The 15038-nt window shown below is 37.9% G+C and carries 12 protein-coding genes; 7 read left to right on the forward strand and 5 right to left on the reverse strand.

Features of this window, described 5'->3' with window-relative positions; genetic code table 11:
* Positions 1 to 2: 2 nt before the first annotated feature.
* Genes LVD16_RS08890 through LVD16_RS08900 form a run of 3 tightly spaced genes read right to left on the reverse strand, consistent with a single transcriptional unit; the run spans position 3 to position 3642 of the window.
* Entirely contained in the window at positions 3 to 1592 is a 1590-nt protein-coding gene (locus tag LVD16_RS08890) for a L,D-transpeptidase family protein (protein WP_233773578.1), read from the reverse strand.
* Positions 1589 to 2707, reverse strand: a complete 1119-nt coding sequence (gene corA / locus LVD16_RS08895) for a magnesium/cobalt transporter CorA (protein WP_233773579.1) — start codon at positions 2705 to 2707, stop codon at positions 1589 to 1591. Before corA ends, LVD16_RS08890 begins: the two co-directional genes overlap by 4 nt.
* Before the next feature lie 47 nt (positions 2708 to 2754).
* Complete coding sequence (locus LVD16_RS08900) at positions 2755 to 3642, reverse strand: alpha/beta hydrolase family protein (RefSeq protein WP_233773580.1); 888 nt, start codon at positions 3640 to 3642, stop codon at positions 2755 to 2757.
* Positions 3643 to 3696: 54 nt separating this feature from the next.
* Between LVD16_RS08900 and LVD16_RS08905 the strand changes: the two genes are divergently transcribed.
* Positions 3697 to 4671, forward strand: coding sequence for a polyprenyl synthetase family protein (locus LVD16_RS08905; protein ID WP_233773581.1), 975 nt, complete (start codon positions 3697 to 3699; stop codon positions 4669 to 4671).
* Positions 4672 to 4738: 67 nt separating this feature from the next.
* Positions 4739 to 6106 carry an FAD-containing oxidoreductase gene (locus tag LVD16_RS08910; protein WP_233773582.1) on the forward strand — a complete coding sequence of 456 codons (1368 nt, stop codon included), beginning with the start codon at positions 4739 to 4741 and terminating at the stop codon, positions 6104 to 6106.
* On the opposite strand, the gene LVD16_RS08915 is transcribed toward LVD16_RS08910, so the two are convergent.
* Positions 6103 to 7542: a redoxin domain-containing protein gene (locus LVD16_RS08915; protein ID WP_233773583.1), complete on the reverse strand. Its 1440-nt coding sequence runs from the start codon at positions 7540 to 7542 to the stop codon at positions 6103 to 6105. The two genes, LVD16_RS08910 and LVD16_RS08915, sit on opposite strands and share 4 nt — an antisense overlap.
* A 173-nt stretch (positions 7543 to 7715) precedes the next feature.
* On the opposite strand from LVD16_RS08915, the gene gldA reads away from it, so the two are divergent.
* The 5 genes from gldA to dnaN all read left to right on the forward strand — a co-directional run bounded on the left by gldA (position 7716) and on the right by dnaN (position 13212).
* The gene (gene gldA / locus LVD16_RS08920; protein WP_233773584.1) at positions 7716 to 8642 is read left to right on the forward strand and encodes a gliding motility-associated ABC transporter ATP-binding subunit GldA; all 927 of its coding nucleotides are present in this window, start codon (positions 7716 to 7718) and stop codon (positions 8640 to 8642) included.
* Positions 8639 to 9367: a gliding motility-associated ABC transporter permease subunit GldF gene (gldF, locus tag LVD16_RS08925; protein WP_233773585.1), complete on the forward strand. Its 729-nt coding sequence runs from the start codon at positions 8639 to 8641 to the stop codon at positions 9365 to 9367. Before gldA ends, gldF begins: the two co-directional genes overlap by 4 nt.
* A complete protein-coding gene (gene gldG / locus LVD16_RS08930; protein WP_233773586.1) occupies positions 9361 to 11052 on the forward strand; it encodes a gliding motility-associated ABC transporter substrate-binding protein GldG in 1692 nt (563 codons plus the stop codon). The genes gldF and gldG overlap by 7 nt, the downstream gene beginning before the upstream one ends.
* A gap of 3 nt (positions 11053 to 11055) precedes the next feature.
* On the forward strand, positions 11056 to 12012 hold the full coding sequence (locus LVD16_RS08935; RefSeq protein ID WP_233773587.1) for a DUF4340 domain-containing protein: 957 nt from the start codon (positions 11056 to 11058) through the stop codon (positions 12010 to 12012).
* A 75-nt stretch (positions 12013 to 12087) separates the two neighbouring features.
* Positions 12088 to 13212 carry a DNA polymerase III subunit beta gene (gene dnaN / locus LVD16_RS08940; RefSeq protein ID WP_233773588.1) on the forward strand — a complete coding sequence of 375 codons (1125 nt, stop codon included), beginning with the start codon at positions 12088 to 12090 and terminating at the stop codon, positions 13210 to 13212.
* A gap of 118 nt (positions 13213 to 13330) precedes the next feature.
* Here dnaN and LVD16_RS08945 read toward each other — a convergent pair whose 3' ends face one another.
* Positions 13331 to 14896: a hypothetical protein gene (locus LVD16_RS08945; protein WP_233773589.1), complete on the reverse strand. Its 1566-nt coding sequence runs from the start codon at positions 14894 to 14896 to the stop codon at positions 13331 to 13333.
* Positions 14897 to 15038 lie beyond the last annotated feature (142 nt).

A 15038-nucleotide genomic window follows, 5' to 3' on the forward strand; every position in this document is an offset into this window, starting at 1 on the left:
ATTTATATAGAAGGAGGGTCTTGTAATAAGGCCTTCCTTAATATGTTATCCCTCTCATAGATATCTAACCTAAAATTGGTGTTGCCGTTTTCATCAACAAAGGCAGTCCAATATAATAAGTGAACCATAATATCTTTCTTGATCATCATGGTCAAGTTTTTTGAGGTTCTAATCACTTCATCTACACGCTTTTCATCCCATTTATCAGTATCACTGTTGAGGATGTAAGCGGCCATTTCTTTGGGTCTTGATAGTCTTATACAGCCTGAACTGAGTGCTCTGTCTGTATTTCCAAAAAGCTCCCGGTGGTTGGTATCATGCATGTACACGTTATAGGGGTTAGGGAAGATAAACTTCACTATTCCCAAGGCATTATTTAAACCAGGCTCTTGTCTTAGCTGATATGGAAAGTTCCTCGGCGTAGTAGTCGCCCAATTGATGGTATTAGGATCTATTATTTGATCTCCGTTTACTACTTTAATGTTTATGCTGTTCAGGTAGTTCGGGTTTTTGCGAATGGCTGGCAAAATATCCTGAGATAAGATGGTTGGAGGAACGGTCCAGTATGGGTTAAACACCAGGTATCTGAGCTTTTCGCTAAATACAGGGGTTTTTCTGAATGGCTTCCCTACCACCACATTCATTTTTAATTCAGTCTTACCATCTTTTACTGCCTGTAATTCAAAATTCGCGATATTCACTATGATATGTTCCTTTCCTAAATTAGTAGGCAGCCATCTGCATCTTTCCAGATTAACTATAATCATATCTATGCGCTCATCTACCGAGAAATTCATGGCGGAAAGCGTTCCTTTACCTATAGCACCATCAGACGCTAAGCCGTGCTTCTTTTGGAAATCTTTAACTGAAGCAGCTAGTCCTTCGTCATAGAATGAAATTAAAGAATCGGGCAGGTTCGGTAACTGATAGGTTTCAGTTACAGCAAGCCTCTTCCTTATGTCTTGAACTCGTGGATCAGTATCACCTGGTTTTATAGTTTCTCCTGCTGCTATGGGCTGCCAGCCTCCTTTTTCCTTCAGATCTCTATATTTTGCTAAAGCCTTTTTTAATTTGATATATGTCTCATACTTAGGCTTAAGGCTATTTATGCTTCTGGCTACCTCTATTTCTGATACGGCATGATTTAAAGTTTGCTTCAGGTCTACATCTTTGGTGCTTACAATCCATTCAGGGTCAATGGTTTTAGCGTTCACCTTACCAGAAATCAAATGGGAGGTAAGTAGTAAATAAGCATCTGTGAGCAAAATATCCTGAAGAGCCGTTACTTCTTTGGCAGTGGTAATGTTCTTTAAAAGGTAGCTCAAATGATAATCCTCAGGCTCTAATCCGTCCTCATGGATTCGCTTAATCTGCTCAATAAGCTCGGCGATATTGTCGTCATTAGTCCAGGCGGGTTCAAATCCTCTGTCCAGATAAAATTCTGGAATAGACTTCTTTCCAAATATTCTCTGACCATCTATTTCAAAGGTTTTGTTTTCAACCCATCTTCTTATTTCCTCACTAGGCTCTATAGGAGCGGCAACTAATTTTAAATTTAGTAGGATAAAAGCTGCTATTAGCAGATTTCTCATAACCAGTCTTTCTTTTTAAAGTAAAACAACATTGCAATAAATATGGAAATCATCACACCCCAGGTGACATAGTAACTGTATTTCCAATGGAGTTCAGGCATATGATCGAAGTTCATGCCATAGATTCCAGCAATAAATGTAAGCGGTATAAATATGGTAGCAATGATGGTGAGGACTTTCATTACCTCATTCATTTTATTGCTTATACTGGTCATATACATATCCATAAGACCAGTGGTAAGGTCACGATAGGTTTCCACCGTTTCTATGACATGTATGGTGTGGTCATAAACATCTGAGAAGTAAGTGAGTGTTTCATTGCTAATAATGGCATACTCACCTTTCATGATTTTGCTTATGGATTCCCTTAAAGGATATACAGATTTTCTAAGAAAAATAAGCTCTTTTTTAAGCTTTTGAATCTGCTTTAAAGTTTTTTGAGTCGGTTCTAAATAGACTTCATCTTCCAGTTCTTCTATCTTTTCACCTATTTGCTCAAGTACCACATAGTAGCTATCAACAATGGTATCTATTAAACGATAAAAGAGATAATCAGCCCCTTTTTTACGAGCTCTAATCACACTGGTAGTTTTGTCTTGCCTCAATCGACCTCTTAAACTATCAAACAAATCTCCTTCTTTTTCCTGAAAAGAAAGTAGATAGTTAGAGCCTAACACAAAGCTCATCTGCTCATAATTGATCACATCTCCCAAGTCACCTTCCTCCTGAATGGAGTGTAGTGTTTTCAAGGTAAAGAATAGATGATCTTCATAATCATCAGACTTTGGCCTTTGGTCCGGGTTTAAAATATCTTCTAGCAAAAGGGGGTGAAGTTTATAGTGTTCACCTATACTCTCAATGAGTTGAATATTGTGAAGGCCATCAACATTTAGCCAGTTTACATTCAGCTCATCGGTATGTGGGAGTATTTCGTCAATACTTTTACCAGTAGTTTCATGTATTTCATTTTCATTATAGGAAATGAGCTCAATTTGCGATTTGTCAGTAAGCTGATTTCCTGTATATATTAAAGTGCCTGGGGGCAAACCCGCTGTTTCTTTGGAGTTTCTTATGCCCAGTACTTTAGATAATTTAGTGAGGCGTGGTAAATTCATATTTACTAAATTCAGTAATCTCTATACTTAATAATTAATAAGACCTTTTAGTTATGGTCAGAGCTCGGCTGAGTGGCCTTTTTTAAGAATTCCAGTGTTTTATCAAAAGCTTTTTGAGCGTCTTCGGGTAAAATTTCACTGTCATAAGGATGACTTCCTCCCAGCACATGGTTAGCATCTTCTATAAGAAATAGCTCAGACGTAGGATTCATTTCATGGAGCATAAGAGCTTCACGGTGCTCTACAGTTTCATCGTTAGTGCCGTGAACTATGAGCTGTGGAATGGTTAAATTTTCTGCGGCCTTTGAGATAGTAAATCTTTCTTCGTTTGCGAAGAAGTCTTCCACAATTTGATAGTCAAGCGGCATTTCCTGCTTAGTCCTGCTATTTGTAATGTAGATAGTTTGATCTTTTTTCCATTGGCCTAAAGCGGCCTCGGGCCATCTCATTTTAAAATCAGCAACAGATGCCCAGGTTACAATACCTTTTATTCTACTATCTTCTGCGGCCTTTAAAATTGAAACGCCCCCGCCACGGCTATGCCCCATAATGAATACTTTCTCAAGGTCCATTTCGCTGGCAGGTAGTGGGCAATCTTCAGTAAATAAATAATTAATGACCTCATCAATGTCATCTAGCTCTATGGTGAAATTGTTTTGACCAAAGGCCTTTAGATCGCTGAATTCACTAGGGTTTTCTGGTGTGGTACCGTTATGAGAGAGATTTAGTTTTAAGAAGACAAAACCATTATCAGCGAAATTATCGGCCATTATATTAAAATAACCCCAATCTTTGAATCCTTTAAAGCCGTGAATAAATATAATTACAGGTTTTTTCTGATTATTTGATAGATATCTGGCATCTACTAATATTTTTGCAGCATTATGCTTAGCAGATAGTAGGATGTTATCTTTCAATTTAATGGAGTTGGTCATTTTATATTTTGATTAGGTCTTTTTCGTCATTATTATTGTAGCTCATTAGTCCACATGGCTTTAAAACTACGCGATATTCAGTCCCCGATAGCTTCAGAGATGGAGGAATTTGAAAAAAAATTCCGTGCCTCTATGAAGACCAAAGTGTTGCTTCTCGATAAAATAATGAGTTATATCGTAAAGCGCAAAGGTAAGCAAATGCGACCTATGTTCGTGTTTTTAACCGCCGGCACTTGTGGTGAGATCTCAGAAGCCACCTACCGGGGAGCATCATTAATAGAACTTTTGCATACTGCAACTTTAGTACATGACGATGTAGTAGATGACGCCAACTATAGAAGAGGCTTCTTTTCTGTAAACGCTTTGTGGAAAAATAAGATCGCGGTTTTGGTGGGTGACTACCTTTTGAGTAGAGGATTACTTTTATCTGTAGATAATGAAGATTATCATCTGCTTAGAATAGTGTCACAGGCAGTAAAACTGATGAGTGAGGGTGAACTACTTCAAATGGAGAAAGCCAGAAGGCTGGATATCACTGAAGAGGTTTATTATGAAATTATTCGTCAGAAAACGGCTTCTCTTATCTCTTCTTGTTGTGCTGTGGGTGCTGCTTCTGTTCAGGATAACCCTGAAGTAATTGAAAAGATGCAGCAGTTTGGAGAGAAGGTCGGTATGGCTTTTCAAATTAAGGACGATCTTTTTGACTATGGTGAAGATGAAGTGGGCAAGCCGCTTGGTATCGATATCCGTGAAAAGAAAATGACCCTTCCACTTATTCATGCTTTGCAAAAGGCTCCATGGCTAGAGAAAAAGCGTATTTTGAATATGGTGAGAAACCATAATGATAATACCAATAAGATCAACCAGATTATTGAATATGTGAAGTCTTCGGGAGGCCTCGAGTATGCTCAGGAAGTGATGTACCGCTACTATAATGAGGCGATTGCTATTCTTGATGATTTTGCAGATACACCTTACAAAAACTCTTTAAGGCAATTGGTTCAGTTTACCATTGAGCGCAATAAATAACCTTTCTTTAGTTTAAACAAAACACACATTTCCGGCGTATTACATAGGTACTTACCTAAGTGTAGTTATGGAATACGATGCGATAATAATTGGTGCCGGACAGGCTGGTCCTCCTTTGGCTTTTAAGCTGGCAAAGGCTGGTCATAAAGTAGCTATTATTGAGCGAAAATATTTTGGTGGAACTTGTGTCAATACTGGTTGCACTCCCACAAAAACCATGATTGCCAGCGCCAAAGTAGCTTATACCGTGAAAAGAGCTCAAAAGTATGGTATTAGCGGGGTTTCCAATTTCAAAGTAGACTTCCATAAGGTAAGGGAGAGGAGAGATGAAATTGTGCTCAACTCCAGAGATGGCTTGAAATCTTCCTTAGAAAATGCTGAGAATATCACAGTTTTTGAAGGGCATGCAAAATTCACCAGCAATAAATCCATTCTAATTAATAATCAGGAGCTTCATGCAGAGAAGATATTTATAAATACCGGAGGTAGAGCCAGGGTAGGAGACCATGAAGAAGGTTTGGATTGTTTAACCAATAGCTCCATGATGAAGCTGGAAGAACTTCCTGAGCATCTGGTGATTATTGGTGGTAGTTATATAGGTATTGAATTCGCGCAAATGTTTAAGCGCTTTGGTAGTAAGGTGACTATAGTGGAGAAGGGCCCTTGCCTGGTGAGTCGTGAAGATGAAGAGGTATCTAAAAACGTACAGGATATCCTGGAGAAAGAAGGAATTCAAGTACGGACCAATGCCGAATGTATTTATGCTAAACACTCTGAAGATGGCGGTGTGGAGGTAGAGATAAACTGTGAGGATGGTGATCCCAGTGTTTTTGGAACTCGTTTATTGTATGCTATAGGTAGACAGCCAAATACTGATGAATTGGGCTTAGAGAATACTGAAATTGAAATGTCTGAGGAAGGATTTATAAAAGTTGACGAGCACTTACAAACTTCAGTAGCAGGTATTTATGCTTTAGGTGATTGCAATGGCCAGGGAGCTTTTACCCATACGGCGTATAATGACTATGAGATTGCTATTGATCATGTGCTGGGTGAAGGGAAGCGCAAGCTTTCAGATAGAAAGTTATGTTACGCACTTTATATGGATCCTCCCTTGGCGAGGGTAGGTCTAAATGAAGCGGAAGTTAGAGAGAAGAATATTAAGGTTCTAAAGGCTGAAATGCCAATGGATAAGGTGGCAAGGGCTAGAGAAAAAGGTGAAACAGAAGGATTTATGAAAATCCTTATAGATAAAGAAAGTGACCTGATTTTGGGTGCAGTGATCCTGGGAACTGGGGCAGATGAAATCATACATTCTATTTTAGATGTAATGTATGCGGAGAAACCTTATGCTCTAATAAGAGATGCTGTACATATTCATCCTACCATTTCAGAACTGATCCCTACAATGCTTGAAAATTTGCAGGAGCTTTAGTTTGTATTATTATCAGCGGCCTTTCTTTGCTCCATAGCTTCATATTTCGATAAGAAATCTTCCAAGCGCTCTGCAGGTAGTTTTTTAGCTATAATTTTCTTCTTTTCATCCAGCACATAAATGGTTGGAGTAGTCATAGCGTCGTAAAGATTTTTATAAGACTCTGTATATGTTCTGGGGCCATCTACAGTAGTCCAGTCTTCCATCTTCATGGTTTTGATGTAATCCTTCATTTTTACCATAGATGTATCTGCAGAAACAGCATAGATGCCTATGTCAAAGGCTGTTTCATCATAAAACTTCTTCAACTTAGGAGTCTCTTTCTTACAGTGGCCACAATCAGGATCATAGAAGTATATAAGTGTGTACTTATTCTTCATGTCATAAAGTGATTTTGCCTGAAGATTTTCATCTAGCATAATCAGATTAGGCGCGGTCTTTCCTATCAGGCTGCCTCTCAGTTGGTTGGCTCTTTCCTTGAGGTTTTTAACAAGGCTTGCATTAGCCCAGTAACTCATTTCTCCAGATTCGAAATAAGTATCATAAAGGTGTACAAAGACCTCATCTAAGCCCATAATTTCAGGATGCTGGTATTTAATAGTTGCTATCCATATAAAATACTTGTAGGTATCTTCATTTTGTTTAGCTACCTGAGCTAATTCATCAATGGCTTTGCTCACACTATCAGGATGTTGATAGATTAACTTGTCTAGATAATCTTCCATTTTACGCTTGTATAGAGGTTCATTGAGCCTTATCATAGCAGGATCTGCCAGATTAAAGTTGTCCCAATAATGGGCTTTATAATATCTGTAGCTAAATGTAGAGTCGATAGAGCCATTATCTAATTGAGGTGCTTCAGGTACGTCTATTTTCTGATTTGCCTTTAGTATTTTAGAATATAAAGTGTTAGGGTGCTTCTTGATGATTTCATCCTGATGCGCCATTACTTTGTCATTCAGCTTGTTCAGAAACTCTCTAGATTCTTTTTTGTCAGCTTCAGAGCTGGTGCTGTCTTTCAGCGTTTTTACATAAGGCATAGCTTCTTCATTACGCTTTTCATTATAAAGCATATTCTGGAAGAAGATTTCATTATCTACATCACCATTTACTTTTGCAGACTTTACAAATTCCGGGTTGGTAGTTTCTATGCTGAATTGCTGGTCTTGATTAATGATGATATCAAAGAGCTTATTCTTATTTAAAACCAGAAAGTAAATTCCGGGCGTTAAAGTTTTTGAGCCATCAAAAGTGAATTTTCCATCATTTCCTGCCTGAGCAGTATCTGTAAGGTAGGTGCTTTCACCGAAGAAATTGCCTAAATAAATGGTGGTGTCAGCAAGGCCGTGAATCTGAAAATCAAGCTGATATCCTTGCTGGGCCTGGCTGGTGAAAAAAATGATAAGTAGTGAAAAAGTGAAAAAGAGTTTTCGCATGGCTTTAAAAAACTATTCCTTAAAAACAGGAGAACATTGACCAGGAAAGTAAAGTTTCTGGCCGTTCCTGCACAATTTTAGTTAATTTCGATCAAAAATTCCCATTATTACTAATAAGGATATTTTTTTGTATAAATACATCATCTTAATACTTTTGTCGTTCATTTGGTAATATGTCGATATCGGTCAAAAATCTCACTAAAGTATTCGGACAACAAAAGGCTATTGATAATATCTCATTCGAGGTTAAAAAAGGAGAGATCCTAGGCTTTTTAGGTCCAAACGGTGCGGGAAAATCTACAACTATGAAAATTGCTACGTGCTACCTGCCACCCACGGAAGGTACAGTAGAGGTTTGTGGTTTAGATGTAATAGAAGAATCTGTTGAAGTAAGGAAGCATATAGGTTATCTGCCTGAGCATAATCCACTTTATCTGGAAATGTACGTACGTGAGTATCTGCATTTTATCGGAAAAATATATGGATTGTCTGGAAAGAAGCTAAAAAGTAGGGTAGATGATATTATCTCACTGTGCGGATTGACTAAGGAGCAGAATAAAAAGATAGAGGCGTTATCTAAAGGCTACAGGCAAAGAGTTGGACTGGCGCAGGCGCTTATTCACGATCCTGAGGTGCTAATATTGGATGAGCCTACCACAGGTCTGGATCCTAACCAAATTGTAGAAATCAGAAATCTTATTAAAAATATAAGTCAGGATAAAACCGTGATTTTTTCTACTCACATTATGCAAGAAGTGCAAGCTTTATGTGATAAGGTGGTGGTGATTAATAACGGTAAAATTGTGGCGAACGATGAGATCAATCAACTGAAGAATACCACCCGGAAAGTAGCTGTTATTACAGTGGAATTTGGTTCTGAAGTGGATGAAAATGGTCTCAAAGAAATAGAAGGGGTTTTAGAGGTTGAGAAAATTCAACAGAATAAATATAGTATCACCGCTTCGATAGAAAAAGATGTAAGACCAGCCATATTCAATTATGCTGCGAGTAAAAATATCACCTTGTTAGGCCTTCAGCAAGAGGAGGTTACAATAGAAAATGTATTCCAGGAATTGACGAAAGGAGGGAAAGTAGAATGATCCAGATTTTTGTCAAGGAATTTAATAGCTTCCTGAATTCTCTCATTGCCTATATAGTAATAGCGGTTTTTCTTACAGGAATTGGTCTACTCATGTGGGTATTTCCAGATACCTCGGTTTTAGAATACGGCTATGCTGATATGGAAACACTATTTGTGTTGGGGCCATATGTGTTTATGTTCCTAATACCGGCCATTACCATGAGAATGTTTGCTGAAGAAAAACGTGGAGGCACCATAGAGTTATTGCTCACCAAGCCACTTACTGATTGGCAGATTATATTCGGCAAATATCTGTCTGGCCTGGTCTTAGTGATCTTTGCAATTGTACCTACTATCATATACTATTGGTCTGTTTATCAACTAGGTAGCCCGGTCGGAAATATAGACACTGCCGGAGTGATGGGTTCATATGTTGGGTTAGTATTATTGGGAGCGGTATTTACTGCCATAGGCATCTTTTCTTCAGTGATCAGTACTAACCAGATTGTATCATTCATTGTAGCAGTATTCTTCTGCTTTATCGTGTACTCAGGGTTTGGTTCAATTGCTTCTATTAATAATTGGGGAGCCTTCTCCGCTTTGATAGAGCAGCTCGGTATTCTTTACCATTATGATGCATTGAGCAAAGGCCTAATTGATAGTAGAGATGTGATTTACTTTTTAAGTGTCATATCCGTGGTTCTATTAGCAACTAAACTAGTTTTAAGTAGTAGAAAATGGTAGTGTTGAATAGTAGAAAACTAGAATCGTTCTTAAGGTTTTTCATTGGCCTGGTGGCTGTGGTGCTTATCAATATTGTAGCTGGAACTAATTTCTTCCGTCTAGATCTTACGGAAGAAGGGAGATATACGATTAAAGAGCCCACCAAGGAAATGCTTCATGATCTGGACGACGTCGTTTATATAGAGGTTTATCTTGATGGTGATCTTAATTCCGGTTTCAAGAGGCTTCAAAGATCCATAAGAGAAACTTTAGAAGAGTTTAGAATATATTCAGGAGATAATATTCAGTATACTTTTAATGATCCTACCGCAGCTATGAGCGAAAAAGCTCGAGGTGAATTTATGAGAGATCTGATGGCAAAAGGTATACAGCCAACTAATATTATTGATAATCAGAATGGTAACAGGGTAGAGAAACTGATATTTCCAGGAGCTCTGGTTTCTTATGGAGGTACTGAGGCTGGAGTAATGCTTTTGAAAGGCAACCAGGCGGCAAGTGCGGAGGAGAAGCTTAATCAATCTATTGAAAGCATAGAGTATGAGTTGGCCTCAGCCATACGAGAGCTAACCACACTTACTCGAAAGAAGGTGGCAATAGTGCGCGGCCATGGAGAATTAGATTCATTGCAGATGGCTAGTTTCACTTCCGCCTTATCTCAGAGATATGATTTGGGTAAAGAGCGCCTGGATAGAGATTTAAGTAGTTATGATGCGATGCTGATAGCTAAGCCGCAAAATAAATTTTCAGATCAGGAGAAGTACTATTTAGATCAGTACCTGATGAAAGGTGGTAAGGTAATGCTCCTTTTGGATAAGCTGCAGGCTAATATGGATAGCGCTTCGGCTCCAATGAATTTTGCTTTTCCTTATGATGAAAACCTTGATGATCAGCTTTTTAAATATGGCATCAGATTTAATAACGATCTTATTCAGGATCAACGGGCGGCTAGTTATCCTATTGTGGTTGGTAACATGGGTGATCAGCCTCAGTTAAGTCTTGAAAATTGGCCATTCTTTCCGATTGTTAATCAGTTTGCTAATCACCCCATCACCAGAAATATGGATGCGGTGTTGCTGAAATTTGTCTCTACAATGGATAGTATTAAAGTGGATGGTGTGAAGAAAACGCCGCTGCTATTTACATCACAGTATTCAAGGTCAGTGACATCGCCTGTAAATGTATCTGTGCAAGATTTGAGGAAGAATCTAACCCCTGAAATGCTCAATAAACCGCATCTTCCAGTGGCATTTTTGCTAGAAGGCACTTTTACTTCTTTATATAAGAACCGCTTTAAGCCCGAAGGAATTAATGCGGATAATGCTATTGATGATTCGGATCCAAGTGCAAAAATGCTGGTGGTGAGTGATGGCGATATTGCAGAAAATGAGATCAACAAAAGAACCGGTGATCCACAGCCTCTCGGGTTTTACCCTTTTGCACAAAGTGAATTTGCTAATCAAGACTTTTTACTCAACTCACTGGCATATATGCTAGACGACGGAGGATTGATCACCGCAAGAAACAAAGAGGTGAAAATAAGGCCTTTAGATAAAGTGAAGATCGATAGAGAGAAAACTAAATGGCAGATCATTAACCTGGTACTGCCCGTCTTGCTGATCATCATTTACGGACTGATAAGGTTTTATCTCAGAAAGAAAAAATATACTGGTTTTACAGGAGAATAATCCATGCAGAGAAAAAGAAATATAAAGCTTATCGTTGTATTAGTAGCATTAATAGTGTCTACTGTGCTGGCGTATTTCTTTACGCGGCCTGCGGATAAGATTAAGGTGGATAGAACCATTTTTGCGTACGAAGATCCTGCGGGTATCAATCAGGTGGTTTTCGAAAAAGCTAATCACAGCGATACTCTTCAATTCGATGGGTCTTTCTGGAGAGTAAATGATACTTATGATGCTGATCCTCAGCGTGTAAGTGTAATTTTTGCTATATTGAAGCAGGAGAGGGTAAGGAGAAAGGTAGCTAAGCAACAAGAGGATTCTTTACAGCAAGCTTTTGAGCAAAATGGGGTTCATGTTACCTTCTATGAGAATGGTAGTGCCGTGAAAGATTTCTATGTGCTTGGAGATGATGCGAGTAAGATGACTTACATGGCGGAAAGGCCTGATGAACAAGCATATATCGTTGAGATTCCTGGTTATAGAAGTTACCTGGCAGGTATTTATGAGCTAGATGTAAATGGCTGGAGAAACCCCAGGATATTCGATTTTAACTGGGCTAATCTTAAAGGTGTGGATGTTCTGTATCCGCAGAGTGAAAAAGGATTTAAAGTAGGGTTTGATCAAAGTTTTTATCAGGTGCACGGTTTGGCTGAGACAGATTCCTCCAGACTCACTGATTTTCTGGATGATGTGTCGTTGCTATATGCCAATGATTTCCTTGACCCAAAAGAAGTTGAAAAATATAAAAATCAGGTTTCAGTAGAGCCTCAGGCTGTTATTTCAGTATATGATGTAGGAGATAAAGCCTACACATTAGAGGTGTATGAAACCCTTCCAAATAATCGTGAAATAATCGGTAGAAAAGATTCTTCTGATTATGTTATATTTGATGTTTCACGGATTCGTAAAGTTTTAAGGCCGAAGAGCTTCTTTCAGAAAAAAGAAAGCGCTGATTTAAAATGATAACGTTTCCTGAGAATGATTTTATTTTTAACTTTACCGAGTTTTAAAATTAACTATACGTAATCAACATCAGTAATGAAATTTATAGTCTCGTCATCAGCACTTTTAAAGCAGCTTGCTAGTATCAATGGTGTAATTACTACTAATCCTGTAGTGCCTATTCTTGAAAATTTCCTTTTTGAAATTGAAGATGGTAAGCTTACAGTTACAGCATCTGACTTGCAGACTTCTATGATCACTGAGATTGATGTTGAGTCGAAGGAAAGTGGAAATATTGCCGTGCCTGCAAAAATATTATTGGAAACGTTGAAAAACCTTCCTGAGCAGCCAGTGACTTTTACTATAGATGAAGATACGTACAGCGTAGAGATTAGCAGTGATAACGGACGTTATAAGCTGGCAGGTGAAAATGCTACGGACTTCCCGAAAGTGCCTACCGTTTCTGATGATTTTTCTGTGGATATGTCTACAGAGGTGTTGAGCAGTGCTATAAATAATACGATTTTTGCTACCAGTAATGACGAACTAAGACCCGCTATGACTGGTGTTTATATGAATCTTACTGATACTAATACAACTTTTGTTTCTACTGATGGACACAGGTTAATTAGATATAGAAGAGTAGATGTGGCTTCTGATAATGGTAATGCCATCATTATCCCTCGTAAGGCGCTAAACCTTTTAAAATCTACATTGCCATCAGAAAATACGAATGTATCGGTAGAATTTAACGTTTCTAATGCTTTCTTCAGATTCAACAATATCAGAATGATCTGTAGATTGATTGACGAGCGTTTCCCAGATTACGAAAACGTAATTCCTGTTGATAATAACAATAATATGGTAATCGATCGCTCTGAGATATTGAGCTCACTAAAAAGGATTGCTATTTATGCTAACAAAACTACTCACCAGGTAAGATTAAAAATAACTGGCAGCGAGCTTCAGATCTCTGCTGAGGATTTAGATTTCGCTAACGAGGCAAATGAAAGACTCTCTTGTGAGCATGACGGAGAAGATATCGAAATCGGATTCAACGCCAAGTTCTTAATTGAAATGCTTAACAATGTAGACTCTGATAAGGTAGAACTAAGACTTTCAGAGCCAAATAAAGCAGGTCTACTTATTCCATTAGATAAAAATGATAACGAAGATATCCTTATGCTGGTAATGCCAGTTATGTTGAATAACTACGTTTAAGGAAAGATATACATATAAAATCACAAGGGTCGCAAGACCCTTTTTTTATGACCAAGAATTAACCCAATAACCAATAACCAATAACCAATAACTCAATAACCCAACAACTCAATAACCATCACCCTTCCTTCTCCTCCCTCAAAATAGCATCAGCCTTAGCTCTAATCACCTTACCCACAGGCTTCTTCTGAATCTTGCTCTCAAGCCACTCGATAATATCAAAATAGATAAAAGCACGCTTTTCGTATGGGTTTTTCTTTAATGGTATAAGCTGGTTTCTTAGTTTTTCGAATTCAGGTATCAACTCATCTTCCGTGATCTGATAACTTAGTTTTTTCAGGAAGTTGAGAATGTACTTCTGGAAATTATGTAAATCGTCTTTCTTTAGTAAAAAGCGATAAGTAGAGCGGATGTAATAGTCAATTACATCTACGTTGCCGAGCTCATAATGACTGATCAGGTTAAGGATTCTGGCGAAGGAGTGGATGTCTTCTCTGATGTCTACATTTTCTGAATTCAATATTCTGTTTAGCCAGAAGATAGCCTCATGATAATCGCCATTTCCAAAATACAGGCAAGACATTTTATAGTACATAATCAGTTTGGAATGGTTGTCTATCTGGTTGATAAACTGCTCTAAACCTGGCTTGATTTTGTTCATAAGAGCTACTCCAATTTCAAAATCGCCAAGCATAAAAAAGCGATTGAATTCATGTACGTAGGTGTATTTTAGCAGGCGCAGTTGAATATTCTCATTCATTACATTTCTAGGAAAATGCCTGATCTCCCTCAGCTGCCTGCTGGTCTGTACGAATTCATAATATTTATAAAGCTTGTACTGAGCTATTAAAAGGTTGTTAATAGCCCGGATGTAGGATTCCAGCTTTGATACTTTAATTTGCTTATACTGCTCAAAAAGATTGACCCATTTGCGTGCATACTTGTATCCGTTTTCAAAATCCTGAATAAAGAAATAATACCCCACATATAAATTGTAGAGATTTAGTTTTTCATCAAGGGATAGCTTTTGCTCTTCATATACAGGTAGGCTGGCTTTAAACATGCCAGTGATTCTGTCGTAATCACTTTCATTTCTGATGAAACCTATCTTCATGTAAGAGGCATTTAGCTTGGCCGCCAGGTTGGTGAAAATATTTATGTTGTTAATGCGATTATTGCAGTCCTGAACCTCTTCTATAATTTTATTTACACGCACCTGATTTCCAGGTCCTACTGTCTGGTTAAGGACGTTCTTTTCCCATTTTAATATTTCCAGCTGTAGCTCTAGATTACCAATTTTCTGAGCCTGCTTTTTCGCTTTCTTTAAAACGCTGGCGCACTGATCATACAGGCTTCGATTAAAGAGAATCTGGGCATAATCGATCATTTCCCTGATCTGTATGTCTATTACTGATCCTTGATTGTACTGCCTTATGCATTGTAAGATTTTTTTGTATAAATGAGATTTTAAGTTGGAAAGCTGGGTAGGATTTAATGATGAATCTTTTCTTAAAATATCATTTTCATTAAAGTGTGTTTGCGCGTCAATAAGCTCGAATAACCTTACATACTTTCTGCTCGCACTATCGCTTTCTGCATTTACAGATACCTTGAAATATCGTTTTTCACTTTTTTTAAGTGATTTTATTAATAAAAATAAAGCGTCTGATTTCTCCTTAGGCATCGTATTTATAGATATTAAAATATATGCCTAAATATAGTAATTAGCGGATTATGTTGAAAATATTACCATTTAGAAATTGTATTTAATCCCTTTTTAGGTAGCTCGTAAGCTTTGCTGGTCTGTTACATTTGATGTCAATATT

This window comes from Fulvivirga ligni, assembly GCF_021389935.1.
In the GTDB taxonomy this organism is placed as follows: Bacteria; Bacteroidota; Bacteroidia; order Cytophagales; family Cyclobacteriaceae; genus Fulvivirga; species Fulvivirga ligni.